17 protein-coding genes are annotated in these 24,479 nt (G+C 71.2%); 13 read left to right on the top strand and 4 right to left on the bottom strand.

What is annotated here, in order from left to right:
• The 8 genes from JEQ17_RS38810 to JEQ17_RS38775 all read left to right on the top strand — a co-directional run bounded on the left by JEQ17_RS38810 (position 1) and on the right by JEQ17_RS38775 (position 11,491).
• Positions 1-1,086: an S-(hydroxymethyl)mycothiol dehydrogenase gene (locus JEQ17_RS38810; protein WP_200399603.1), complete on the top strand. Its 1,086-nt coding sequence runs from the start codon at positions 1-3 to the stop codon at positions 1,084-1,086.
• Positions 1,083-1,709, top strand: coding sequence for an MBL fold metallo-hydrolase (locus tag JEQ17_RS38805; RefSeq protein ID WP_200399602.1), 627 nt, complete (start codon positions 1,083-1,085; stop codon positions 1,707-1,709). Before JEQ17_RS38810 ends, JEQ17_RS38805 begins: the two co-directional genes overlap by 4 nt.
• Positions 1,710-1,756: 47 nt before the next feature.
• Complete coding sequence (locus tag JEQ17_RS38800; protein WP_200399601.1) at positions 1,757-4,207, top strand: GcvT family protein; 2,451 nt, start codon at positions 1,757-1,759, stop codon at positions 4,205-4,207.
• Between the two features lie 121 nt (positions 4,208-4,328).
• Entirely contained in the window at positions 4,329-5,483 is a 1,155-nt protein-coding gene (solA, locus tag JEQ17_RS38795; protein WP_200399600.1) for an N-methyl-L-tryptophan oxidase, read from the top strand.
• Positions 5,484-5,494: 11 nt separating this feature from the next.
• Positions 5,495-6,658 (top strand): aromatic ring-hydroxylating oxygenase subunit alpha, encoded by a 1,164-nt coding sequence (locus JEQ17_RS38790; protein ID WP_200399599.1) that lies wholly within the window; start codon positions 5,495-5,497, stop codon positions 6,656-6,658.
• Positions 6,651-8,117 (top strand): aldehyde dehydrogenase family protein, encoded by a 1,467-nt coding sequence (locus JEQ17_RS38785; protein ID WP_200399598.1) that lies wholly within the window; start codon positions 6,651-6,653, stop codon positions 8,115-8,117. Before JEQ17_RS38790 ends, JEQ17_RS38785 begins: the two co-directional genes overlap by 8 nt.
• Before the next feature lie 190 nt (positions 8,118-8,307).
• Complete coding sequence (locus tag JEQ17_RS38780) at positions 8,308-9,885, top strand: APC family permease (RefSeq protein ID WP_200399597.1); 1,578 nt, start codon at positions 8,308-8,310, stop codon at positions 9,883-9,885.
• A 52-nt stretch (positions 9,886-9,937) separates the two neighbouring features.
• Entirely contained in the window at positions 9,938-11,491 is a 1,554-nt protein-coding gene (locus JEQ17_RS38775) for a GMC family oxidoreductase (RefSeq protein WP_200399596.1), read from the top strand.
• Between the two features lie 56 nt (positions 11,492-11,547).
• On the opposite strand, the gene JEQ17_RS38770 is transcribed toward JEQ17_RS38775, so the two are convergent.
• The 4 genes from JEQ17_RS38770 to JEQ17_RS38755 all read right to left on the bottom strand — a co-directional run bounded on the left by JEQ17_RS38770 (position 11,548) and on the right by JEQ17_RS38755 (position 19,866).
• Positions 11,548-16,356, bottom strand: a complete 4,809-nt coding sequence (locus tag JEQ17_RS38770) for a coiled-coil domain-containing protein (protein ID WP_200399595.1) — start codon at positions 16,354-16,356, stop codon at positions 11,548-11,550.
• A gap of 118 nt (positions 16,357-16,474) precedes the next feature.
• Positions 16,475-17,356, bottom strand: a complete 882-nt coding sequence (locus JEQ17_RS38765) for a hypothetical protein (protein WP_200399594.1) — start codon at positions 17,354-17,356, stop codon at positions 16,475-16,477.
• A gap of 154 nt (positions 17,357-17,510) precedes the next feature.
• Positions 17,511-19,037 (bottom strand): hypothetical protein, encoded by a 1,527-nt coding sequence (locus JEQ17_RS38760; RefSeq protein ID WP_200399593.1) that lies wholly within the window; start codon positions 19,035-19,037, stop codon positions 17,511-17,513.
• A gap of 136 nt (positions 19,038-19,173) precedes the next feature.
• Positions 19,174-19,866, bottom strand: a complete 693-nt coding sequence (locus JEQ17_RS38755; RefSeq protein ID WP_200399592.1) for a GntR family transcriptional regulator — start codon at positions 19,864-19,866, stop codon at positions 19,174-19,176.
• 207 nt (positions 19,867-20,073) lie between these two features.
• On the opposite strand from JEQ17_RS38755, the gene JEQ17_RS38750 reads away from it, so the two are divergent.
• Genes JEQ17_RS38750 through JEQ17_RS38730 form a run of 5 tightly spaced genes read left to right on the top strand, consistent with a single transcriptional unit; the run spans position 20,074 to position 24,469 of the window.
• Complete coding sequence (locus JEQ17_RS38750; protein WP_200399591.1) at positions 20,074-21,393, top strand: MFS transporter; 1,320 nt, start codon at positions 20,074-20,076, stop codon at positions 21,391-21,393.
• Positions 21,390-22,211, top strand: coding sequence for a putative hydro-lyase (locus JEQ17_RS38745; protein WP_200399590.1), 822 nt, complete (start codon positions 21,390-21,392; stop codon positions 22,209-22,211). Before JEQ17_RS38750 ends, JEQ17_RS38745 begins: the two co-directional genes overlap by 4 nt.
• Before the next feature lie 19 nt (positions 22,212-22,230).
• Positions 22,231-22,989, top strand: a complete 759-nt coding sequence (locus JEQ17_RS38740) for a LamB/YcsF family protein (RefSeq protein WP_200399589.1) — start codon at positions 22,231-22,233, stop codon at positions 22,987-22,989.
• Positions 22,986-23,600, top strand: a complete 615-nt coding sequence (gene pxpB, locus JEQ17_RS38735; protein ID WP_200399588.1) for a 5-oxoprolinase subunit PxpB — start codon at positions 22,986-22,988, stop codon at positions 23,598-23,600. The genes JEQ17_RS38740 and pxpB overlap by 4 nt, the downstream gene beginning before the upstream one ends.
• Entirely contained in the window at positions 23,600-24,469 is an 870-nt protein-coding gene (locus JEQ17_RS38730; protein ID WP_200399587.1) for a 5-oxoprolinase subunit C family protein, read from the top strand. Before pxpB ends, JEQ17_RS38730 begins: the two co-directional genes overlap by 1 nt.
• Positions 24,470-24,479: the final 10 nt, after the last annotated feature.

Below are 24,479 nucleotides of genomic sequence, written 5' to 3'. Positions count from 1 at the left end.
GTGCCACACGAGGTCCGTGCCGTAGTCGCTGTGAAGAAGGGCGCACCCGTCGAGGTGCAGACGATCGTCGTTCCCGATCCGGGTCCGGGCGAGGTGCTCGTCTCCGTGCAGGCCTGCGGGGTCTGCCACACGGATCTGCACTATCGGGAGGGCGCGATCAACGACGACTTCCCGTTCCTGCTGGGCCATGAGGCGGCCGGCACGATCGAGGCGATCGGCGAGGGCGTGACCGACCTCGAGACCGGCGACTATGTGGTCCTGGCCTGGCGCGCCCCCTGCGGTTCCTGTCGCTCCTGTCGCCGTGGCCGTCCCTGGTACTGCTTCGACTCACGCAACGCCACCCAGCCGATGACCCTCCTGGACGGCACCCCGCTCAGCAACGCCCTCGGTATCGGCGCCTTCGCCGAGAAGACCCTGGTCGCGGCCGGACAGGCGGTGAAGATCGACCCGGCGGCCCGGCCCGAGGCCGCGGGCCTGATCGGCTGCGGTGTGATGGCCGGCTACGGAGCGGCCGTCAACACCGGCAACGTCGGCCGCGGTGACACCGTCGCCGTCATCGGCTGCGGCGGCGTCGGCAACGCGGCCATCGCGGGCGCCTGCCTCAACGGCGCCATGAAGGTCATCGCCGTCGACATCGACGACAAGAAGCTCGACCAGGCAGAGAGGTTCGGCGCCACCCACACGGTCAACTCCCGTGGCACCGACCCGGTCGAGGCCGTGCGGGCGCTCACCGACGGCTTCGGCGTGGACATCGCCATCGACGCCGTGGGCCGCCCGGAGACCTTCGAGCAGGCCTTCTACATGCGCGACCACGCCGGCCTGCTGGTCCAGGTCGGCGTCCCCTCCCCCGACATGAAGATCGAACTCCCGCTGATCGACATCTTCTCCCGAGGCGGCGCGATCAAGTCCTCCTGGTACGGCGACTGCCTGCCCAGCCGCGACTTCCCGTTCCTCATCGACCAGTACCTGTACGGACTGCTGGACCTCAACGCCTTCGTCACGGAGACCATCGCGCTCGACCAGGTCGAGGAGGCCTTCGCCAAGATGCACCGCGGCGAGGTGCTGCGCTCGGTGGTGGTCCTGTGAGCGCCCGGGGGACCGTACGGATCGAGCGGGTGGTCACCTCCGGCACGTTCAGCCTCGACGGCGAGACCTTCGACGTCGACAACAACGTCTGGCTGGTCGGCGACGACGAAGAGGTACTGATCGTCGACGCCGCCCATGACGCCCGTACGATCCACCGGGCCGTGGCGGGCCGCCAGGTGGTCGCCGTCGTGTGCACCCACGCGCACGACGACCACGTCGACGCGGCGGCCGAACTGGCCGAGCTCACCGGCGCGCCCGTCCTCCTGCACCCCGCCGACCACGAGCTGTGGGCGGCCACGCACCCCGATCGCAAACCGGACGGCGAGCTCTCCGACGGACAGCGGATCGGCGTCGCCGGGATCGAGCTCCAGGTGATCCACAATCCCGGCCACACCTGGGGCAGCTGCTCCCTGTACGCCACGTTCCTCGACGCGGTCTTCACCGGGGACACCCTCTTCCACGGCGGTCCCGGCGCCACCGGCCGCTCCTACTCCGACCGGCCGACCATCGAGACCTCCATCCGCAACCGGCTGCTCACGCTGCCCGGCGACACGGACGTCCACACCGGACACGGCGAGGACACCACGATCGCCGCCGAACGCCCCAACGTCCCTGCTCCCTGAGCGCGTTCACCCCCGCCACGACAACCCCCACCACGACAAGGAGGGGCATGTCCAGCACGCCCGAAACGAACCCCCGTGTGGTCATCGTGGGTGCCGGCATCGTCGGCTGTTCCCTCGCCGACGAGCTCACCGCCCGCGGCTGGACCGACGTCACCGTCCTCGAACAGGGACCGCTGCCCGCTCCCGGCGGCTCCACCTCGCACGCGCCCGGCCTGGTCTTCCAGACGAACCCGTCTAAGACCCTCACCGAGTTCGCCCGGTACACGGTCGAGAAGTTCAACTCCCTCGAGGTGGACGGGGTCTCCTGCTTCAACCCGGTCGGCGGCCTCGAGCTCGCGACGACTCCCGAGCGCCTGGCCGAGCTGCACCGCCGGGCCGGATACGCCGCTTCCTGGGGCATCCGAGGCGAGATCGTGAGCGCGGCCCGCTGCAAGGAACTGTGGCCGCTCATCGATCAGTCGATGGTCCTCGGCGGCTTCCACACCCCCGACGACGGCCTGGCCCGCGCGCTGCTCGCGTCCCGCGCCCAGCTGACCCGGGCCGAGAGCCGCGGCGCCCGATTCCTGGACCGGCACACGGTCACCGGCATCGAGCAGGAAGCCGGCAAGGTCACCGCGGTCGTCACGGACCGGGGCACCTTCCCCGCCGACCACGTGGTCTCGGCGGCCGGTTTCTGGGGCCCGGTCATCGGCCGCATGGCCGGCATCGACGTACCCCTGCAACCGCTCGCCCACCAGTACGCGCGGACCAGGCCCCTCCCCGAACTGGCCGAAGCCACCGAAGAGGCCTCGAAGCCCATCCTCCGCTTCCAGGACCGCGACCTCTACTTCCGTGAGCACACCGACCGCATCGGCATCGGCAGTTACGCGCACAAGCCGCTCCCCGTCGACCCGTTCGCGATCCTCGACTACGACGAGGCGCGCGCGAACGACATGGAGATGCCGTCCTCGTTCCCCTTCACCGAGGAGGACTGGGCGCCGAGCTGGGACGACTGCCGCCAACTGATGCCGGCCCTGCGGGAGGCGGAGATCGAGGAGGGCTTCAACGGCGTCTTCTCCTTCACGCCCGACGGCATGCCGGTGCTCGGCGAGTCCCGTGCGCTGCGTGGCTTCTGGCTGGCGGAGGCCGTGTGGGTCACCCACTCGGCCGGAGTCGCCAAGGCGGTGGCCGAGTGGATGATCGACGGCCGCCCCGAGACCGACGCCCACGAGTGCGACCTCACCCGCTTCGAGGACGCCCAGCGCTCCCCCGCGTACATCAAGGACCGCGGCTCGCAGCAGTTCGTCGAGGTGTACGACGTGCTGCACCCGCTCCAGCCGATGGAGCGGCCGCGTCCGCTGCGGGTCAGCCCCTTCCACGCCCGCCAGCAAGAGCTGGGCGCGTACTTCCTGGAGGGCGGTGGCTGGGAGCGCCCGCACTGGTACGAGGCGAACGCCCCGCTCGTCGACACCCTCGGCCCGCTCCCCGAGCGGGACGCCTGGTCGGCGCGCTACTGGTCGCCGATCGCGGCGGCCGAGGCGAGGGCGACCCGCGAGAAGGTCGCCCTCTACGACATGACCCCCCTGCGCCGCCTTGAGGTCACCGGCCCCGGAGCCCTCGACTTCCTGCACGGCATGACCAGCAACAACCTCCGCAAGAAGCCCGGCGCGGTCACGTACACCCTGCTCCTGGACGGGACGGGCGGCATCCGTTCCGACCTCACCGTCGCGCGGCTCGGGCCCGACCGCTTCCAGGTGGGCGCCAACTCCCCCGCCGACCTGGACTGGTTGACCAGGCACGCATCCGAGGGCGTGCACATCCGGGACATCACATCGGGCACCTGCTGCATCGGCGTCTGGGGTCCGCTCGCCCGCGACCTCGTCCAGCCGCTGACCCGCGACGACTTCTCGCACGAGGGCTTCGGCTACTTCCGCGCGAAGGAGACGTATCTCGGCCATGTCCCGGTCACCGCCATGCGGCTGAGCTACGTCGGCGAGCTGGGCTGGGAGCTCTACACCTCCGCCGACCTGGGGCTCCGCCTCTGGGACACGCTCTGGGAGGCGGGCCGGGAGCACGGCGTCATCGCCGCCGGGCGCTCGGCCTTCAACAGCCTGCGGCTGGAGAAGGGCTACCGCGCGTGGGGCGTCGACATGACCGACGAGCACGACCCGTACGAGGCCGGGGTCGGCTTCGCCGTCCGCCTGGACAAGGGGGACTTCACGGGGATGGCGGCGCTTCAGGCCCGGGGCGAGCCGCGGCGCCGGCTCACGCCGCTGCTCCTCGACGACCCGGCGTCCGTGGTCCTCGGCAAGGAGCCGGTGTACGTGGACGGCTCCCCCGCGGGTTACGTCACCAGCGCGTCGTACGGATACACGCTGGGCCGGTGCGTCGCGTACGCCTGGCTGCCCGTGCTCCCCACCGGGGCGAGTGTCCATGTGGAGTACTTCGGCGAGAAGGTGCCCGCGACCGTTGCCGATGAGCCGCTCTTCGATCCGAAGATGACCCGCATCCGGTGTTGATCGCTTCGCGGGAGTCGTCGTCGGCCTGCGGGCCGGTGGGGACTGGTCGCGCAGTTCCCCGCGCCCCTGAAGGGGCGCCAATGAGCAGGCGCATCACCATCACGAGCCCTGGAGGTCCCCCGTGTCCCCTACCTACGACGTGATCGTCATCGGTCTCGGTGGTATGGGCAGTGCCGCCGCCCACCATCTGTCCTCGCGCGGTGTGCGGGTGCTCGGGCTGGAGAAGTTCGGGCCGGTGCACAACCGCGGTTCCAGTCACGGTGGTTCGCGGATCACCCGGCAGTCCTACTTCGAGGACCCGGCGTACGTACCGCTGCTGCTGCGCGCGTACGAGCTGTACGAGGACGTGGAGCGGGCCACCGGCCGGGACATCGCCACGCTGTGCGGCGGTGTGATGGTCGGGCCTCCCGACTCGCTGACCGTCTCCGGTTCGCTGCGCTCGGCCACGCAGTGGGACCTGCCCCACGAGATGCTGGACGCGGCCGAGATCCGCCGCCGCTTCCCGACGCTCAACCCGAAGGACGACGAGGTCGCGCTCTACGAGAAGAAGGCCGGCCTGGTCCGCCCCGAGAACATGGTCGCGGCCCATCTCCAGCTCGCCACCCGGCAGGGCGCCGACCTGCACTTCGACGAGCCGATGACCCGCTGGGAGCCGTACCGGGACGGGGTTCGCGTCCACACGGCCGAGAACACGTACACCGCGAGCCAGTTGGTGATCTGCCCGGGCGCGTGGGCGCCGCAACTGCTCACCGATCTCGGGGTGCCGTTCAGCATCGAGCGGCAGGTCATGTACTGGTTCCAGCCGAGGGGCGGGGTCCGGCCGTTCCTGCCCGAGAACCATCCGATCTACATCTGGGAGGACGCTGACGACGTCCAGGTCTACGGATTCCCCTCCATCGACGGGCCGGAGCTGGGCGCCAAGGTCGCCTTCTTCCGCAAGGGCGTCGAGTGCACCCCGGAGAACATCGACCGCACGGTCCACGAGGACGAGATCGGGGCGATGGCGGACCACATGTCCCGCTGCGTCCCGGACCTGCCCGGCACCTTCCTGAAGGCCGCCACCTGCATGTATTCCAACACCCCTGACGAGCACTTCGTCATCGCCCGGCATCCCGCGCACCCGGAGTCCGTGACCGTGGCCTGCGGGTTCTCCGGGCACGGATTCAAGTTCGTGCCGGTCGTCGGCGAGATCCTCGCCGATCTGGCGCTCACGGGCACCACCGCTCACCCGATCGGCCTGTTCGACCCCCTCCGCCTCGCCGCCGCGCCCGCCTGAGGAGCACGCACGTGACGACGACCCCCGTCTCCCCCGCCCCCGTCTCCGCCCCCGGTCAGCTGCCGCCCAGCCTGATCGCCACCCTTCCGGGGCACTACTACACCGACCCGGAGATCTTCCGGCAGGAGCAGGAACGGCTCTTCGAGTCGATGTGGTTCTGCGCGATCCGCGGCGCCGACCTGGCCAAACCGGGCGCGTTCCGCACGGTCCAGGTGGGCCGCGAGAGCGTCCTGATCACCCGGTCCCGCACCGGTGAACTGCGCGCCTTCCTCAACGTCTGCCGCCACCGCGGGGCCCGTCTCTGTCTGGAGGAGGCCGGCGAGGTCCGGCGCAACCTCCAGTGCCCGTACCACGCATGGACGTACGACCTCGACGGCAGACTGATCGCGGCGCCGAACCTGGTGAAGATGCCGGACGTCGACCGGACGGAGTACGGCCTGGTCAAGATCGCGCTGCGGGAGTGGCTCGGCTACGCCTGGGTCTGTCTGGCCGACGAGCCGCCGTCCTTCGAGGAGACTGTGATGGGCGCGGCCGTCGAGCGGCTCGGGAACGTGGCGGCCATCGAGCACTACGGCACGGAGAACCTCGCCCTCGGAAAACGCATCACCTATGACGTGAAGGCGAACTGGAAACTGATCGTCGAGAACTTCATGGAGTGCTACCACTGCGCGACGATCCACCCCGAGCTCACCGACGTCCTCCCCGAGTTCGCCGACGGCTACGCGGCCCAGTACTACGTGGGGCACGGCGCCGAGTTCGGCGAGGAGGTCAAGGGCTTCACCGTCGACGGCAGCGAGGGCTTCGGGAAGCTTCCCGAAGTCGCGGAGGATCAGGACCGTCGTTACTATGCGATAACGGTCAAACCCACCGTGTTCATCAATCTCGTCCCCGACCATGTCATCCTGCACCGCATGTTCCCCCTCGCCGAGGACCGGACGATCGTGGAGTGCGACTGGCTCTACGCACCCGAGGTCGTCGAGTCGGGCGCCGATGTCTCGAAGTCCGTGGAACTCTTCCACCGGGTCAACGCCCAGGACTTCGAGGCCTGCGAGCGTACGCAGCCCGCGATGGCGTCCCGTGCCTACCGGAGGGGCGGGGTGCTGGTGCCCACCGAGCACCACATCGGGATTTTCCACGAGTGGCTCATTGGCATGCTGGGAGGCATGGATGGCTGATCTCTATATCGGCGGCACGTGGACGAGCGCGCGGGAGAAGGGCACCCGCGAGATCCGCTGTCCGGCCGACGGTTCACTCGTCGCCGTCGTGGACGAGGCGGGCCCCCAGGACACGGCCGACGCGATCGCGGCCGCACGCCGCGCCTTCGACGACGGCCCCTGGCCCCGGACGCCCCCGAACGAACGGGGTGACCTGCTGCTCCGGGTCGCCGACCTGCTCGCCCGCGACAAGGACGTACTCGCCCGCGCGGAGTCCCTCGACACCGGCAAGCGCCTGGTGGAGAGCGAGTACGACATCGACGACATCGAGAACTGCTTCCGCTACTTCGGCCGACTCGTCGCGAGCGAGTCCGGCCGGGTCGTGGAGACGGGCACGGAGGGCGTCGACAGCCGGGTCGTATACGAACCGGTCGGTGTCTGCGCGCTGATCACGCCCTGGAACTATCCGCTGCTCCAGACGGCGTGGAAGGTCGCTCCGGCGCTCGCCGCGGGCAACACCTTCGTGCTCAAGCCGAGCGAGCTGACCCCGCACACCGCGATCCATCTGATGCGCCTCCTGGAGGAGGCCGGGGTGCCCGCCGGTGTGGCGAACCTGGTGCTCGGCGCCGGTCCCGAGGCCGGCGCTCCGCTGGGCGATCATCCGGACGTGGACCTGGTCTCCTTCACCGGCGGTCTGCAGACCGGCCGCAGACTCATGGCCGCGGCGGCCGGGACGGTGAAGAAGGTCGCCCTCGAACTGGGCGGCAAGAACCCGAACATCGTCTTCGCCGACGCCGACTTCGAGACGGCCGTCGACATGGCGTTGACGGCCGTCTTCCTGCATTCCGGGCAGGTCTGCTCGGCCGGGGCGCGGCTCCTGGTCGAGGACTCGCTGCACGACCGGTTCGTCGACGAGGTCGTCCGCAGGGCCCGGCTGATCAGGCTGGGCGGACCCTTCGACGAACAGGCACAGACCGGTCCGCTGATCTCGGCGGCCCACCGGGAGAAGGTCGAGGCGTACGTCGCCAAGGGCCTGGAGGAGGGCGCCGTCCTGCGCTGCGGCGGGGAGCGGCCGGCCGATCCTCCGCACCCGGACGGCTTCTACTACCCGCCGACCGTGCTCGACGAGTGCTCCGGCCCCATGTCGGTCGTCCAGGAGGAGTCCTTCGGGCCCGTGCTGACCGTGGAGCGGTTCACGGACGAGGCGGAGGCGGTGCGGCTGGCCAACGACACGATCTACGGTCTGGCCGGCGGAATCTTCACCTCCGACGAGGCGAAGGCCCAGCGGGTCGCGTCCGCGCTGCGGATCGGCACCATCTGGATCAACGACTTCCATCCCTACGTCCCACAGGCCGAGTGGGGCGGTTACAAGCAGTCCGGGTTCGGGCGGGAGCTCGGTCCTGCCGGTCTTGCCGAGTACCGCGAGACCAAACACATCTGGCGCACGACCAATCCCAGTCCACAGGGCTGGTTCTCCTGATCCATGTCCCCGGGGCCGGCTCTCCGCATCCATCGCAAAAAACCGGCACTCCTCATGGTCAGAACCAGTCGCGAGCACCGTAAGATCCAGCCTTCTTCACCCTGAGATCCAGCATCCGCGCACCAACGACCCCGCACGAGCCGCACTCCCCTCCCGCCCGGGAGAACTCCCCCTTCCCAGGAGGCGCCTCATGACCACCACCGCTCAACCACCTGAGAAACACAGTAACGACGACTCCGAGCTCAACGAGTTCGGCTACAAGCCGGAACTGAAGCGCACGCTCGGCAACTTCCACACCTTCGCCGCCGGTATCAGCTACATCTCCATCCTCACCGGCACCTTCCAGCTCTTCTACTTCGGTTACGGCAGCGGCGGGCCCGCCTACTGGTGGTCCTGGCCCATGGTTTTCGTCGGCCAGTTCATGGTCGCGCTCTGCTTCGCCGAACTCGCCGCCCGCTATCCGGTGGCCGGCTCGGTCTACAACTGGTCCAAGAAGGTGGGCAACCCGCACATAGGCTGGCTGGCGGGCTGGACGATGCTGATCGCCTCGATCGTGTCGATCGCGGCCGTGGCCCTTGCGTATCAGTTGACGCTTCCTCAGATCTCTTCCACGTTCCAGTTCGTGGGCGACGGCACCGGCAAGTACGACGTCGCCACCAACGCCGTGCTGCTGGCCTCCGTACTCATCATCTTCACCACCCTGGTGAACGCCCTCGGCGTGAAGCTGATGGCCCGGATCAACACGGCGGGCGTCTTCATCGAGCTGATCGCCACGGTCGTACTGATCGTGCTGTTCGCCGTGAACATCACCCGTGGGCCGGGGGTCGTGCTGGAGACGAACGGCACGGGAGCGGGCCAGCCCGGCGGCTACCTCGGCGCGTTCCTGATCGCGTCGCTGGCGTCCGCGTACGTGATGTACGGCTTCGACACGGCCGCCTCGCTCGGCGAGGAGTCCCTGGACCCGTCGCGCAACGCGCCGCGCGCGATCCTCCGTGCCATCGTCGCCTCGTTCATCCTCGGCGGGCTCATCCTGCTGCTCGCGCTGATGAGCGTGTCCAGCCTGAAGGGCGACAAGCTGTCCACGGACGGTCTGCAGTACGTCGTCCTCAACGTGCTCGGCGAGGACGCGGGCAAGGCCATGCTGTGGTGCGTGTTCATCGCGGTCACCGTGTGCGCCCTGGCCGTGCACACGGCGGCGATCCGGCTGGCGTTCGCGATGTCCCGCGACAACAACCTGCCCGCATCCTCCAAGCTGGCCAAGGTCCATCCGCGCTTCCAGACCCCGATCCTGCCCGCGGTGATCATCGGCATCCTGGCGCTGGCGATCCTGGTGGTCAACATCCGCCAGCCGCAGATCTTCACCGTGGTCACCAGTATCGGCATCATCCTGATCTACCTCGCGTATCTGCTGGTCACCGGGCCCATGCTGGTGGCGAGGCTGCGCGGCAAGTGGCAGCCCGCGGGCGACGGCAAGTTCTCGCTCGGCCGCTGGGGACTGCCCGTCAACATCGTCGCCGTGGTCTGGGGCACGGCCATGATGATCAACCTGATCTGGCCGCGCGCCGCCGTCTACAACGCGGCAGCCCCGTACCACTGGTATCTGCGGTGGGGTGCCGTCCTGTTCGTCGGCATCGTGATGGGCGGCGGCTTCGCCTACTACTGGCTCGTGCAGCGCCACCGCACCGGGGTGCTCGCCGAGCACCAGTACAAGTCCCCCGACACACCTCTTCCGCCCTCCTCGCCCGCGGCCACCCCGACGGCCGACTGAGCGCCCGATCCGAAGGCAGAACGTCGCAAGGACTCAAGGAGGTCAACTCCCCATGAACGAAGACGAGTTCGACTACGTCGTGGTCGGCGGAGGCACCGCGGGCAATGTGGTCGCCGCCCGGCTCTCCGAGGACCCGTCCGTCACGGTGTGCGTCCTGGAGGCGGGGCCCAGCGACGTCGGCGACGACGACGTCATGAAGCTGGAACGCTGGATGGGACTCCTTGAGTCCGGCTACGACTGGGACTACCCCGTCGAGCCGCAGGCCAGCGGCAACAGCTTCATGCGCCACGCCCGCGCCCGCGTGCTCGGCGGCTGTTCCTCGCACAACTCCTGTATCGCCTTCTGGGCACCGGCCGAGGACCTGGACGGCTGGGCGGCCGCGGGCTGTACGGGCTGGAGCGCGGCCGAGCTCTTCCCGCTCTACCAGCGCTTGGAGAACAACGACGCTCCGGGCGAGCACCACGGTCGTACGGGGCCCGTGAAGCTGCGGACACTCAAGAGCGACGACCCGTGCGGCACCGCCCTGTTGGAGGCCTGCGCCCAGGCGGGCATCCCGACCACCGCGTTCAACACCGGCAGGACGGTTGTGCGCGGGGCCAACTGGTTCCAGATCAACTCCGACGAGAACAACATCCGCCAGTCCTCGTCGGTCGCGTATCTGCACCCGATCCTCGGCAAGCGTCCGAACCTGGACGTACGGACCGGGGTGCGGGCCAAGAAGCTCGTGCTCGACGGGCGGCGCTGCGTGGGCGCCGAGTACCTGGACCCGGACCTGATCCACACCCGGACGGTACGGGCCAGGCGCGAGGTGATCGTGTCGTGCGGTTCCATCGACAGCGCGAAGCTGCTGATGCTGTCGGGCATCGGGCCCGCCGAGCATCTGCGCGAGGTGGGTGTCGAGGTGGTGGTGGACTCGGCCGGCGTGGGCGAGAACCTTCAGGACCACCCCGAGGGCGTCATCATGTGGGACGCCAAGCAGCCCATGACGACCACCTCCAGCCAGTGGTGGGAGGCGGGCATCTTCTACGACACCGAGCCCGGCCTGGACCGGCCGGACCTGATGTTCCACTACGGGTCCGTGCCGTTCGACATGAACACGGCCCGGTGGGGCTATCCGACCTCCGAGAACGCGTTCTGTCTCACGCCGAACGTGACGAGCGCGAAGTCGCGCGGCACGGTGCGGCTGCGGACGCGCGACTTCCGGGACAAGCCCAAGGTCGATCCGCGGTACTTCACGCACGAGCACGACGCGCGCGTGATGACGTTCGGCCTGAAGCTGGCCCGGCGTATCGCGGAGCAGCCCGCGCTGAGCGGGTGGGCCGGGGCGGAGCTGGCCCCCGGGCCGGATGTCCGCACGGACGACGAGCTGCTCGACTACATCCACAAGACGCACAACACGGTCTATCACCCGTCCTGCACGGTGAAGATGGGTGCGGACGACGACGCCTCGGCGCCCCTGGATGCCCGGCTTCGGGTGAAGGGGATTGAAGGGCTGCGGGTCGCGGACGGGTCCGTGATGCCGGATCTTGTGGCCGTCAATCCGTGCATCACGACCATGATGATCGGTGAGAAGTGTGCTGATCTTTTGAAGGAGGACGCCTCGTAGGGGGTTGTGGGGAGCTGCGGGACCGTTGTGGCTGGTCGCGCAGTTCCCCGCGCCCCTTATGGGGCGCTGGTTGCCGGCCTCTTGTACATGCGCGTCGCCGTGATCTCCGTGTGTACCGCCTCCCCGGCGGGGGCCTCCCGCGGGAGGCCCGGCCGGAGGTGTTCCTCCACGCTGATGTACTTCAGCCCCGCGCGGAGGTCCGCGTCGTTGCGCAGGCGGATGACCAGGGGGAACTCGGCGAGCGCGGTCGTGTCGAACAGACCTGTGGTGTAGAGGAGTTGGACGCCCAGCGCGTCCGACACGGCTCGCTGGAGCTCCAGCAGATACGTCGCGTTGGCGCGGCCGATCGGGTTGTCCAGGAAGAGCGTGCCGGCATGCCGGTGCTTGTCGCTGCGGCCCCGGTCGTTGGAGCGCAAGGCTGCCATCGTGCAGTACAGCGCGATCGCGGCGGTGAGCAGCTGGCCGCCGGAGAACACGTCGCCCATCTGTCCGACCGGTACTCGCTCGGCGCGCAGTACGGCGTCGGGCTTGAGGATCTCGACTGCGATGCCCTTGGGCTGGAGCGCCGCGCTGACCCCTCTGAGCAGCAGGGACATTCCGTCGCGGCGCATGTCGGAGTTCTTCTTGACGGCCGCGCGGGTCGCCTCGTCGACGACCTCGCCGAGCCGCTCGGCGAGTGTGGCCTGGTCGGGCTCCTCGAAGCGGATGCGCAGGAACTCCTGCCCGGACCATTCGCCGAGCCCCTCGGGGAGCCGGGACAGGCGCTGGGCCGACCTGAGGGTGGCGAGCGCGGACTCCACGAGCCCGCGCAACCGGTCGACGATCGAGTCGCGGTTGCGCTCCAGCTGCTCCAACTCGTCGGTCAGGACCCGGAGTCGGGGTGCGAAGGCGTCCGCCCACTTCTGTGCGTGCTCGGGCAGGGAGGACGCCGGCAGCTCGCGGATCTGCTGGCGGGCGGGCGTGCGCACCTGCTCGTAGCGCGTCGAGTTGGCGTGCCGGACGAGTACGTCGCTCGCCTCGCGCACCGAGGTCTCGGCGGCGGAGAGGTCGGCCGCGCAGCCGCGCAGGGAACGGCGGGACTCGGCGGCGGAGTGCCGGGCCTCTTCGAGGGTGCCGGGGTAGGGCTCGGGCTCCTCGTGTTCCTCGTCCGAGTGCTCCCGAAGGAGGTCCCGGAGCAGGGCGGCCGTCTCGTCGAAACCGCCTGCCGCGTCCTCGGCGGCGCGGTGGGCGTCGAGCAGTTCGGCGTGGGCCGCGCGTGCCTGGCTCAACGCCTCGGTGCGGGAGGCGAGTTCACCGGTGGCGGTGCGCAGCAGGCTCTGTGCGTGCTCGGCGTCGCGCGGGACCAGGTCCTCGGGCAGCTCGGTGTGCGCCTCGCCGTCCTCCGGCGCGTGCCGCTCGGCCTCGCCCCGCAGCCGTCCGAGCTGCTCGCTCGCGGTCGACATACGCGTTTCCAGCAGCTGGACCAGTTCCTCGGCGCGGGCCGCGGCGGCCTGCCGGGAGGGTCCGTCGGAGCCGTCGGTCGACTCCAGGAGCTGGGCTGCGCGCGTACGCACCTTGTTGCTCAGCCGCTCCAGCTCCGCGAGCGCCGCGCTCTCGTCGCTCTCCGCCCGGGACTGCTCGGCCCGCAGGTCGGCTCCGACGCCGACCTGCTCGTAGAGCTGGGAGGCGGCGCGGTAGGCCTCGCGCAGGGCGGGCAGCGACGACTTGGCGGCGGCCGGGTCGGCCTCCGGCACGTCGTCGGGGGCGCCCGCGATCTCCGCACGCTCGCCGCGCAGTGCGCGGGCTGTGCGGCGGGCGTCGTCGGCGGCGCGCTGGGCGCCACGCCGGTCCTCGTCGGCGGCGCGGGCCCGCTCCAGGCAGGACTGGGCGCGGGCCTCCGACTCGGCGGCGTCGTCGGCGAGTTCACGCAGCTTGACCTGCCAGCCGGCCCGCTCGCGCAGCCGGAAGGCGAGCCCGGCGAGGGCGTCGGCGGCGCGCCGGGCCCGCTGCGCGGCCTCCTGCCGCTCGTCCCTTACGAGGGCCGCCTCGGCCGCCGCCTCGTCGGCCTCGGCCCGGACCGTACGCGCCTCGGACAGCTCGGCCTCGGACTCCTCGGCGAACGCGCGCGCGTCGTGGGCCGCCGTGGCGAGCTCGGCGAGCCGCCCCGCCGGACAGCCCGTGCGCCAGGAGGCGAGCCGTGCGGCCAGCTCCCGGTCCTTGGCGAGCCGGGCCGCCAACTCCCGGATCTCCTCGTCCCGTTCGGCCGCGCGCGTGCGCAGCGTCTGCCGCTCCTCGTCGGCGGCGTGCTCGTCGTGCATGGCCGGGTTCGGCGGTACGAGGAAGACGTCCCCGTCGCCCGCGTCGGGGGCCGGGGTCGGGGCGAGCAGCGCGGCGGCCGTGCCGACGGCCACCGCGGAGCGCGGGAGCAGCGCGGCGTCGACGAGGGCTTCGCGGGCCCTCGCATGGGTGGCCGGGTCCGTGATGACCACGCCGTCGACCAGCTCGGGCCGCGCGGCGAGCACGCGCGCGTGGTCGACGGGGTCGACGGCCTGTGCGAGATAGCGCCAGCCGGGGAGCGCGGGGATGCCGTGCTCGCCCAGGTACTCCACGGTGGCCAGCACGTCGGGTCCCGGCGGCAGCAGCCCGCCGTCACCGAGCGCGCCGAGGATCCGCGCGTCGTCTGCCGCCGCGGTCCGCAACTCGAAGAGCTGCCGTTCGGCGGAGGCGACCCCGTCGTCGAGAAGCTGCCGGAGCTCGTCGGCGTAGTGGTCCAACTCCTCGGCGGAGAGGGGCGCTTCGTCCGAGAGGGCTTCGACGTCCGGGCCGCTCCGCCCTCGACGGGTGCCCGCTACGTCTGCGCCGGGTCCCGTCCCGGAAGCACGGCCGGATGTGTTCCCAGAGTCGGCTCCGCCCGCTCGCGCGCCGACGCTCGCACGGACGGCGCCGCTCGCACTCGCGGCGCCCTCGGTGGAACCGGTGCCCACGCCCTGTCGTGGTTGCGGCAACCCGCCGCGCCCGGAACCCCCCGAACCGCCGAAGGCACCCGGCAGGCTCAGCAGTTCGGCCAGCCGCTCCTCCCCCGCCAGCGCCCGAGCGGTCCCCCGCTCGGCGTCGTAGGCGCGCTCGGCGGCCGTCGCCGCGTCGGCCGCGCGGGCCGCCGTCAGCTCGGCGCGGGACTCGGCGGACGCCGCCTCGCGGGAGTGCTCCGTGGTGCGGCGGGACGCCTCGCGCGCGGTGTCCCACGCGGCGACGGCGGTCTTCTCGGCATCACTGGCGGCGAGCGCGGCACGGGCCGGGTCGGCGTCGGGGGCGGTGTCGTCGAGCCACCCGGCGCGCACCGCCTCGGCGGTCTCCTGCTCGACCTCGCTGAGACGCTGACGCAGATGGCCGATCTCGCTGCGGGCGCGCTGTGCCTCGGTGGCGGCGGACGTCGAGTCCCGGTAGGCCGCCTCGCCGACCTCCTGGAGCGCGGCGGACCGCTCCTCCTCCTCGTTGGCGACCGTCTCGGCGCCCTCGGCCGCGGCGTGCAGGGCGCGTACGAGATCGGCGGCGGCCTTGGCGCGTGCGGCGAGCGCCGGCGCGGCGTCCCGCTCGGCCTCGCGGATGGCCACGGCCACGCGCGCGGAGCGGTCGGCGGAGGCGCGGTGCCGCAGCACCAGCTCGGCGGCCTGCCACGCGGAGTGCAGCGTGCGCGCGTCGGCGAGCTCCCGCTTCTGCGCGGCCGCGCCCTTCTCGGCCCCGGCGAGGGCCAAGGAGGCGTGCCGGTAGGCGAGTTGGGCCGAGATCAGCGCGCTGCGCTCACGGGAGCCGTCGGCCTCGGTGACCCGGTGGGCGGCGGCGGTGACCTGCTGGGCGAGGTCGCCGGTGCGGCCCCGCTCCTGTCCGGCGCGCGCGGAGAGCCGCCGTGCCAGTGTCCTCGTACGCCGCTCGGCGCCCGCGTGGATGTCCCGTGCGCGCGCACGGGTCCCGGTCGCCTCGACGATCCGCCCGAGCAGGTCGACGGACCCGGCGGTGAACTCGCGCTCGGCGATCAGCTCGGCCCGCCGCCCCAGCTTGTTGCCGAACCCTCCGACCAGGTCCGCGAGCCCGTCGGTGTCCCGGGTGTCGGTGACCGCGCGCAGCAGCAGATCGGTGAAGTCGGAGTCCTTCTTGACGGCGAAGAGACCGGCGGCCTCGCCCTCGTCGGCGTTCATCTCGCGCTGGTAGCGGAAGAGCTCGGGGTCCAGACCCAGGTCGCCGAGGTGTTCGTTCCAGCGGTCGTGGATCTCCTCCCAGTGCACTTCGAGGTGCGGGTACGCCTTGCCGGCCTCGGTGAGCGCGTCCCGGAAGCCCTTCATGGTCCGCCGGCGCCCCTGCGCGCCGGATGCGCCCTCGGCGGACGGCCGCACGGAAGTGGCCTCGGCGACCGGCAGATTGTCCAGGCTCAGCCCGGGCCCGGGCCGGAACGAGTACCAGGCTTCCGCGAACTTCCGCGGATCGTTGGAGACCTGGCGCCCCCGCCACTCGCTGACCTTGCCGACCACGACGCACTCGCCGGTGAGCGTGTGCTGCCACTCCAGCGCCACATGCCCGCAGTCGTCCGCGAGCAGGAACTTCCGCAGCACACCGGAGCTGGCGCCGCCCAGCGTGTTCCGGTGGCCGGGCAGCATCACGGAGAAGATCAGCTTGAGCAGTACGGACTTGCCGCCGCCGTTCTCCAGGAAGAGCACACCGGCGGGCGCGGGGCGGCGCGGCGGCCCGACGGGCTCCTCCTCGAAGAACTCCGCCTGCGTGGGCGCGGGGTCGGGCACGGGCTCGCCGACACCCCGCAGGTCCAGCACGGTGTCGGCGTAGCGCGCACCGGCAGGCCCGATGGAGTAGAGGCGGACCCGGGACAGCTCGTACATGGCGGCGGACTCTCGTAGTCGTAAAGGGAGTTGAGGCGGTCGGTCAGAGGGTCGGAGCGGTGGACAGGGGCCGGCGGGCCGAGGTCAGTAGGTCGAGGTCAATGGGCCGACCGCCGGTTCACGAGTGGAACGGCAGTCCGGCATCGGCGGCCAGCTCCAGATCCTCGGTGTCCTCGGCGGGCAGCAGGCTGGCGGTGCCGTCGGTGACCGGCACGATGCCGAGCTCCAGCAGCTCGGCCATCGCGGCGCTGCCCGCCATGTCCCGGACCTGGAGCTGGTAGCGGGCGGTCGTCCGGTACGTGCCCCCGCCGTCGTCCCCGGTGCGCTGCAGGAACCCCGAGTCGGTGAGGAACGCGACGGCCTTGCCGATGATGCCGGTGGTCGAACCGGCGAGTCTTCGGGCGTCCTTGGTGGCCCCGGTGGAGCTGCGCCGCGCCCAGATCCGCCAGGCGGCCTCAAGACCGGGTGCGTCGGTCGCCGGGTCGGTGTTCTCCCCCTGCTCGTCGGCCCGCTCCTCCAGCCTGCGGCAGGCCTGCCGCACGAAGGCGTCGACACCGTTGACGGAGACCCGCCCGATGTACCCGTCGTCGGCGAGGTCCTCGGGGCGCGGGAACGCCATGGCGGCGACGGCGAGGTGCGCGAGCCCGTGCAGGAACCGGTCCCCCGAGTCGGCCGACGTCCGCCGCGCGTAGTCGCCCATCCGCACGGCGAACACCGAGTCCTCGGCCGCGGTCACCGCCATGCCCGCCCGCGGGGACACCTCAAGGACAACAAGCCCCAGCCCGGTCGCAACGGCATCCGCCAGCCGCGCGAAGGCCGGATCCTCCCGATACCTCCGCAACAGCTCGGCATACTCCTGATCCCGCGCGGGCTGCAACTTCGGCTGCAACCCAAAAGCCACGAGGCGCGCCCCATCGGCGGCGTCGGCGGGCGTGACGGCGCCGGTCGGCACCGGCACGGCCGGTACGTCCGGCTCCCCCCACTCAACGTGCTCGGTCACGGCTGGGACTCCTTGCTCTCAAAAACGGGGCTGCTCTGCGAAACGGGGCCGCCATCGGTCGCCCCTTCAGGGGCGCGGGGAACTGCGCGCCAAGCCACAACGGGCCCGCAGGTGACAGACAACCCGAAGTCACAGGGCAGACCCAGCGAACCGCTCACGCCGCATCCTTTCGATCCGCCGCCATCCCCACCGCATCCAGCAAAGCCATCCCCACGATCAAATCGGCCCCACCGAACTCCGGATCGTCCAGCTCGGTCCCGTCGTCCACGGCGAACAACAGCTTCTCCTCACCCTGCCGATACGCCGTACCGACCGGCGGACTGGCCGCGTGCACGGCCAGCAGGGCGAGCAGATAAGGCAGTTCGGGATCCCGGCGCCGCGCGTCGGCCAGCAGCCCGGACAGCCGACGCGGCGCGTCGGCCGGCAGGTCGAGCAGCTCCATCGCGGCGGCGAGCTGCTCCTCGCTGAACCGGCTGTCGTCCGGCGTGGCGATCAGATCCGGCTCGGGCATCTCGGCCCCGAGGTGCTCCCGCTCCATGGGTGGTGTCAGCAGCAGTTCGACCAGATCCCCGACCCGAACGGACGCGGGCGTCCGAAGCCCCGTCCCACGGGCGAAGAACGCGTCGGTCACCCGCAGCGCCCGCTCCACGGGCAACGGCAGTACGGGCGCGACGAGATGCCCGTACAGATCTATCCCCGACGTCGTCATAGGTGTCGCGAAGGCCTGCCGGTCCTGCTCGGCGCGGAACAGCGGCCCGGCCTCCAGGAGCCGGGACTGGAGCTGCGTGTGCCGGCGGATGCAGTCCTTGACGATGTCGACGAGTTCGGCGGCCCGCCGCTTCTGCTCGGCGTCCTCCGACTCGTCCCGCGCCTTGCGGATGTTCGTGAGGATCGCGTTCTCGTGCCGGTAGCGGTCGGCGACATGGTCGAGCGCCTCGGCGATCATGTCGGGCACGGCCTGCAGCCAGTCGACCGCCCGTACGTTGCGCCGGGTCGCGTCCAAGGCCCTGCGGAGCGTCTCGGAATACTGCACGGTGCGGTAGCGGGCCTGCTCGGCGGCGAGCTGCGCGTCCGCGAGCCGGCCCCGGCTGATCAGCACCTCCAGCTTGACCTCGGCGGCGATCTGCGCGCTGGTGACGTCGGTGTCGAGGGCGCCCACGAGGACGTTGACCGCCTCGTCGGTCGTACGGAGATACACGCTTCCTCCGTAGCCGGGCACCTCCTCGATGAGCTTGAAGTCGTAGTCCCGGCGCACATACGAACCGTCGGGCGCGAACGTGCCGTATACGGCACGGAAGCCGCGGTCGACACTGCCGACGTTGATCAGGTTCTCCAGGACCCAGCGGGCGACGCGCTCGTGCTCTGCGACGGGCCGGCGCGGGGCCTGGGCGGCGATGCGCGGGATGAGCCTGGCCACTATCTGGTCGTGGTCGGCGCCCGTGTCGAAGTCCATGTTCAGTGTGACGAGGTCGATGGCGGCGAGGGCCACCTCCGCCATCCCGTACACCGAGTACTCACCCGCGAGGTTCGCCTTGCGTACGTCGAGGTCGTGCAGCGGCGCGGTGCAGGCGAGCGCGCGCAGCCGCCGCGCCAGTCCCTCGTCGGCGGCCGGGCCCGGTGCGGGGCGCGGCCCCGCGCTGAGCTGGGGCGGAACGCTGTCCGTCGATGCAGGCGAAGTCACGGTGCACAGACTAGGTCCTCGGTCTGACAACGACCGAAACGCTCCGCTGGGATCGCCGGGTTACTGCGGGTGGTTCGTTGTCCGCGGGTTGACTGCGGCCGGTCGCGCAGTTCCCCGCGCCCCTTCGGGGCGCTGCCTAGCCCTCCTCCGCCACTCGACGGCCGTAGACCTCCACGACCCTTTTGCGTGAATCGTCCAGGTATACGCCGAGCAGGCTCTCGGCCTGCTCGCGGTCGCCGTCCTGGAGTGCCTGCAGTATCTGGCCGTTGCGGGCGAGGTACGGCTCGTGCAGGCGGCGGGGGTCGTCCACGAGGTGGAAGGCGAGGCGGAGTTCGGCGAAGACGCTGCGCATCAGTTCGTCGGTGCGGGCGCTCCCGGCGAGCGCGACCAGCTCCCGGTGGAAGTGGATGTTGGCCGTACCCAGGCCTTTCCAGTCACCTTCACGGGAGGCCCGCCGCCCGTCCGCGACGGCCCTGGCGAGGCCGTCCACCGCGTAGGGCGGTTCGCCGAGTCCGCGTACGACGGCGCATTCGACGAGGCTGCGGGTGCGGTAGATGTCCTCGACGTCCTCGACGGTCAGGACCCGCACGAAGACACCCCGGTTGAGCTGGTGGACCAGCAGCCGTTCGTGCGTGAGCAGCCGGAACGACTCGCGCAGCGTGTTGCGTGAGACGCCGAGCGCGTTGCCGATGCTGTCCTCCGAAAGCCGTGTGCCGGGCGGGAAGAACCCTTCGGCGATCCGGCTTCTGAGGATGTCCGAGACCCGCTCGGCGGTGCTGGTGCGACCCAGCAGCGCGCGGTCGTCCGCCAGTCCGTTCAGTTCGGCCACGCCCGAATTCAATCGCAGATACAAGAACGAAACAACATGGGTATTGAGGGATCGTTCAACGATCCTCTACCTTGCTAGTCAGGCACCGGCCGCTCACTCCGGAGCCGACGGCTTCCGCACGCCACAGTTCGGCACAGTCCGGCCCGCAAGTGCTTCCGCACGGCTCAGTCCTCAAGCACCCTCCCGTCCCTCATCTGCGAGGTGCCCATGAGCACGACCCCTCCACCGCAGGCCCTGAACACCGAGACGCGCCCCGGAGCGGGTGAACCCACCGCCGACGAGGGCGCGTTCGCCTGGCTGCGGGCCCTGGGTCCGCGCGGCCGCCGCGCCTTCGGCGGCGCGTTCGGCGGCTATGCGCTGGACTCGTACGACTACTTCACGCTGCCGCTGAGCATGGTGGCGCTGTCCGCGTACTTCGGTCTCAACAGCGGTCAGACCGGGCTGTTCACGACCGTCACGCTGGTCGTGTCCGCGATCGGCGGCGCGGCGGCGGGTGTGATCGCTGACCGGATCGGGCGCGTCAAGGCGCTGATGATCACCGTCATCACGTACGCGGTCTTCACCGTGGCCTGCGGCTTCGCGCCCAACTACGAGACCCTGCTGGTCTTCCGCGCTCTCCAGGGGCTCGGTTTCGGCGGTGAGTGGGCGGTCGGCGCGATCCTGGTCGCCGAGTACGCGAGCCCCAAGCACCGGGGGCGCACGCTCGGCGCGATCCAGAGTTCCTGGGCCGTGGGCTGGGGACTCGCCGTGCTGGTCTACACGCTGGTCTTCCAGTACCTGGACGACGACCTGGCCTGGCGCGTGATGTTCTGGACCGGGGCGCTGCCGGCCCTGCTCGTCGTCTGGGTGCGCCGCAACGTGAAGGACGCGCCGGAGGCGGCCCAGCGCCGCAAGGAGAGCCCCGAGAAGGGCTCGTTCGCCGCGATCTTCAAGCCGGGCACGGCCGCCGCGCCCGGACTGCTGAAGACGACGATCTTCGCGGTCCTGCTCTCCACGGGCGTCCAGGGCGGCTACTACACGCTGGCCACCTGGGTCCCGACCTACCTCAAGACGGACCGCGGGCTGTCCGTCGTCGGCACCGGCGGCTACCTCACGTTCCTGATATCCGGGGCCTTCATCGGCTACCTGACCGGCGGTTATCTCACCGACAAACTGGGCCGCAAGCGCAATATCCTGCTCTTCGCGATCCTCTCGGCGGTCTGCATCCTGGCCTACGCGAACATCCCGAGCGGCGCCAACACCCTTGTCCTGGTGCTCGGTTTCCCGCTCGGCTTCTGTATGTCGGCGATCTTCAGCGGCTTCGGCTCGTTCCTCAGCGAGCTGTACCCGACCGCGGTGCGCGGCACGGGACAGGGCTTCACGTACAACACCGGCCGTGCCGTGGGCGCGGTCTTCCCGACGGTGGTCGGCTTCCTGGCCGACAGCTGGGGCGTCGGGGGCGCGCTGGTCTTCGGCGCGATCGGATACGGTCTCGCGGCGCTGGCCCTGATCGGTCTGCCCGAGACCCGTGGGAAGGAGCTCCTGTGAACCGTACGCAACACCGCCCCCTGAACCTTCTCGACGACCACGCGCACGCGTGGAGCCCGGCAGAGGCACGCTCCCGGTTCCGTTCGGGGGTGTCCGGCTCCACCGCGGGCTGCTCGGCGGGCCACACCCAGGCGAACCTGATCTCGGTGCCGGCCGACTGGGCGTACGACATGCTGCTGTTCTGCCAGCGCAACCCGAAGCCCTGCCCGGTGCTCGACGTCACCGACGCCGGTTCCTGGACGACCGTCCTGGCCTCCGACGCCGATCTGCGGACCGATCTGCCGGGCTACCGGGTGTGGGAGCACGGCGAGTTGGCCGAGGAGCCGACGGACGTGCTGGCCCACTGGCGCGACGACCTCGTGTCGTTCCTCATCGGGTGCAGCTTCACCTTCGAGTCGGCGCTGTCCGAGGCGGGGGTGCCGATGCGCCACATCGAGCAGGGGCGCAACGTCTCCATGTACGTGACCAGTCGCCAGTGCCGTCCCGCGGGGCGGCTGCACGGGCCCATGGTGGTGTCGATGCGTCCGGTGCCGCCCGAGCACCTGCCCGCGGCGATCCGGGAGACCAGCCTGCTGCCTGCGGTGCACGGCAGCCCGGTGTACTGCGGCGATCCGGGCGGCCTCGGCATCGAGGACCTCGCCCGCCCCGACTTCGGCGATCCGGTGGAGGCCGGGCCGGACGACATCCCGGTGTTCTGGGCCTGCGGTGTGACGCCGCAGGCCGCGGTGATGGCCTCGCGCCCACCGTTCGCGATCACACACTCGCCGGGCCAGATGTTCATCACCGACGCCCGCGACGAGCAGTACCGCGTCGCCTGACCGGGAGGAACGGCACTCCATGAGCACGATCGATCTGAACGCCGACCTCGGCGAGGGCTTCGGCCGCTGGCGCCTGACCGACGACGAACAGCTGCTGTCCGTCGTCACCAGCGCCAACGTGGCCTGCGGCTTCCACGCCGGGGACGCGGCCACCATGCGCCGGGTCTGCGACCTGGCGGCCGAGCGCGGCGTACGGATCGGCGCCCAGGTCTCCTACCGGGACCTGGCGGGCTTCGGGCGACGCGCGATGGACGTGCCGCCCTACGAGCTGGCGTCCGAAGTGGCCTACCAGATAGGCGCCCTGGAGGTCTTCACGCGCGCGGCGGGCGCGCGCGTGGCGTACGTCAAACCGCACGGCGCGCTCTACAACCGCGTCGTGCACGACGAGGAACAGGCCGGTGCGGTCGTGGAGGGCGTGCGGCTCGCGGACGCCGCGCTCCCGGTGCTCGGCCTGCCCGGCTCGCGTCTCCTCGACGTGGCCGCGAAGGCCGGACTCCCGGTCGTCACCGAGGCGTTCGCGGACCGCGCCTACACCGACGAGGGCACGCTGGTGCCGCGCGGCCGGGACGGCGCGGTGATCACCGATCCGACCGCCGTCGTGGAACGCTCGGTGACCCTCGCCCGTTCTGGTGTCGTGACGTCCCGATCCGGGCGTGACATCCCGGTTCGGGCCCGCTCCTTGTGCCTGCACGGCGACACGCCCGGCGCGGTGGACCTGGCCCGCCTGGTCCGTGCACGGCTCGAGGAGTCGGGCATCCGTGTGGAGGCGTTCGTATGAGGGCACTGCCGGTCGGCGACCGTGCGCTGCTCGTCGAGGTGTCGACGGACGAGGAGGCACAGGCCCTGCACGCCGATCTGCTCCGACGCCGCGCGGAGGGCTCGCTCTCCGTGCGCGAGCTCGTCCCGGCGGCTCGTACGGTCCTTCTGGACGGCCTCGACGACCCGGCCGGGCTGGCCGCCAGGCTGACCACGTCGAAGCTGCCGCCCGCGCCTGCGCGCGCGCAGGAGGTCGTCGAGATACCCGTCCGCTACGACGGCCCGGACCTCGCGGCCGTCGCCGGCCACTGGGCCGTGTCCCCGCAGGAGGTCGCGCGGATCCACGCGGCGGCCGAATTCCGGGTCGCCTTCTGCGGGTTCGCCCCGGGCTTCGGCTATCTGACCGGGCTCCCGGCCCGCTACGGCGTGCCCCGGCACGCGACACCCCGTACGACCGTCCCTGCGGGTTCCGTCGGCCTCGCGGGTCCGTACACGGGCGTGTACCCGCGCTCGTCGCCGGGCGGCTGGCAGCTGATCGGGACGACGGACGTCGTCCTGTGGGACCACGCGCGCGTGCCCGCCGCGCTGTTGTCGCCCGGCACGCCGGTCCGCTTCGTCCCGGTGGAGTCCTGATGACGGACCGCGCACTCGCCGTCGTACGGGCCGGGGCGCTGACCACCGTGCAGGACCAGGGACGCCCGGGCCACGCGCACCTGGGCGTACCGCGCTCCGGAGCGCTCGACGCGCCCGCCGCCGCCCTGGTCAACCGGCTCGTCGGCAATCCGCCCGGGGCCGCCCTCCTGGAGACCACGCTCAACGGCTGCGACGTACGGCCGCGTTCGACCGTGATGGTCGCCGTGGGAGGTGCCCCGTGCCCGGTCACCGTGGACGGGCGCCCGGTCGCCTGGGGAGCCCCGGTGCGTGTGCCCGCCGGGGCACTGCTGTCCGTGGGAACGGCGGTCTCCGGAGTACGCAGTTACGTGGGCGTGTCGGGCGGGGTGACCGTCGAGCCGGTGCTCGGCAGCCGCTCGACGGACCTGCTGTCGGGCCTGGGCCCGCCGCCCCTCACCGACGGAACGGTGCTCCCCCTGGGCACGCCGACGGCCCCCCACGCGCGCGTGGACGTCGTCCCGCACCCGCGGCCTCCCGCCGAACTCATCCTGCGGGTGACACTCGGCCCACGCGACGACTGGTTCACGACCGCGGCGATCCGCACCCTCACCACGCACACCTACCGGGTCTCCTCGGCGAGCAACCGCATCGGCCTGCGCACGGAGGGTCCCGCCCTTGAGCGGGCGCTACCGGGCGAACTGCCCAGCGAGGGAATGGTGCTGGGCGCCGTCCAGGTTCCTCCGGACGGCCGCCCCGTGGTGTTCCTCGCCGACCACCCGACCACCGGCGGCTACCCGGTGATAGCGGTCGTCCGCCCCACCGACCTCCCCGCCACGGCCCAGGCGGTCCCGGGCACCCCGGTGCGCTTCGTAGTGGTACGCCGCCGCTGACGAGGGAGCA

This window comes from Streptomyces liliifuscus (assembly GCF_016598615.1).
GTDB lineage: Bacteria > Actinomycetota > Actinomycetes > Streptomycetales > Streptomycetaceae > Streptomyces > Streptomyces liliifuscus.
Note: the sequence above shows the minus strand (reverse complement) of the source record. Positions and strands in the feature narration are given on the sequence as shown.

What these genes read in the sequence shown, in the direction of transcription:
- JEQ17_RS38775 (WP_200399596.1), top strand. Translation starts at nt 9,938, where the DNA reads ATGAACGAAGACGAGTTCGACTACGTCGTGGTCGGCGGAGGCACCGCG.
- JEQ17_RS38750 (WP_200399591.1), top strand. Translation starts at nt 20,074, where the DNA reads ATGAGCACGACCCCTCCACCGCAGGCCCTGAACACCGAGACGCGCCCC.
- JEQ17_RS38740 (WP_200399589.1), top strand. Translation starts at nt 22,231, where the DNA reads ATGAGCACGATCGATCTGAACGCCGACCTCGGCGAGGGCTTCGGCCGC.
- JEQ17_RS38785 (WP_200399598.1), top strand. Translation starts at nt 6,651, where the DNA reads ATGGCTGATCTCTATATCGGCGGCACGTGGACGAGCGCGCGGGAGAAG.
- JEQ17_RS38780 (WP_200399597.1), top strand. Translation starts at nt 8,308, where the DNA reads ATGACCACCACCGCTCAACCACCTGAGAAACACAGTAACGACGACTCC.
- pxpB (WP_200399588.1), top strand. Translation starts at nt 22,986, where the DNA reads ATGAGGGCACTGCCGGTCGGCGACCGTGCGCTGCTCGTCGAGGTGTCG.
- JEQ17_RS38770 (WP_200399595.1), bottom strand. Translation starts at nt 16,356, where the DNA reads ATGTACGAGCTGTCCCGGGTCCGCCTCTACTCCATCGGGCCTGCCGGT.
- JEQ17_RS38730 (WP_200399587.1), top strand. Translation starts at nt 23,600, where the DNA reads ATGACGGACCGCGCACTCGCCGTCGTACGGGCCGGGGCGCTGACCACC.
- JEQ17_RS38800 (WP_200399601.1), top strand. Translation starts at nt 1,757, where the DNA reads ATGTCCAGCACGCCCGAAACGAACCCCCGTGTGGTCATCGTGGGTGCC.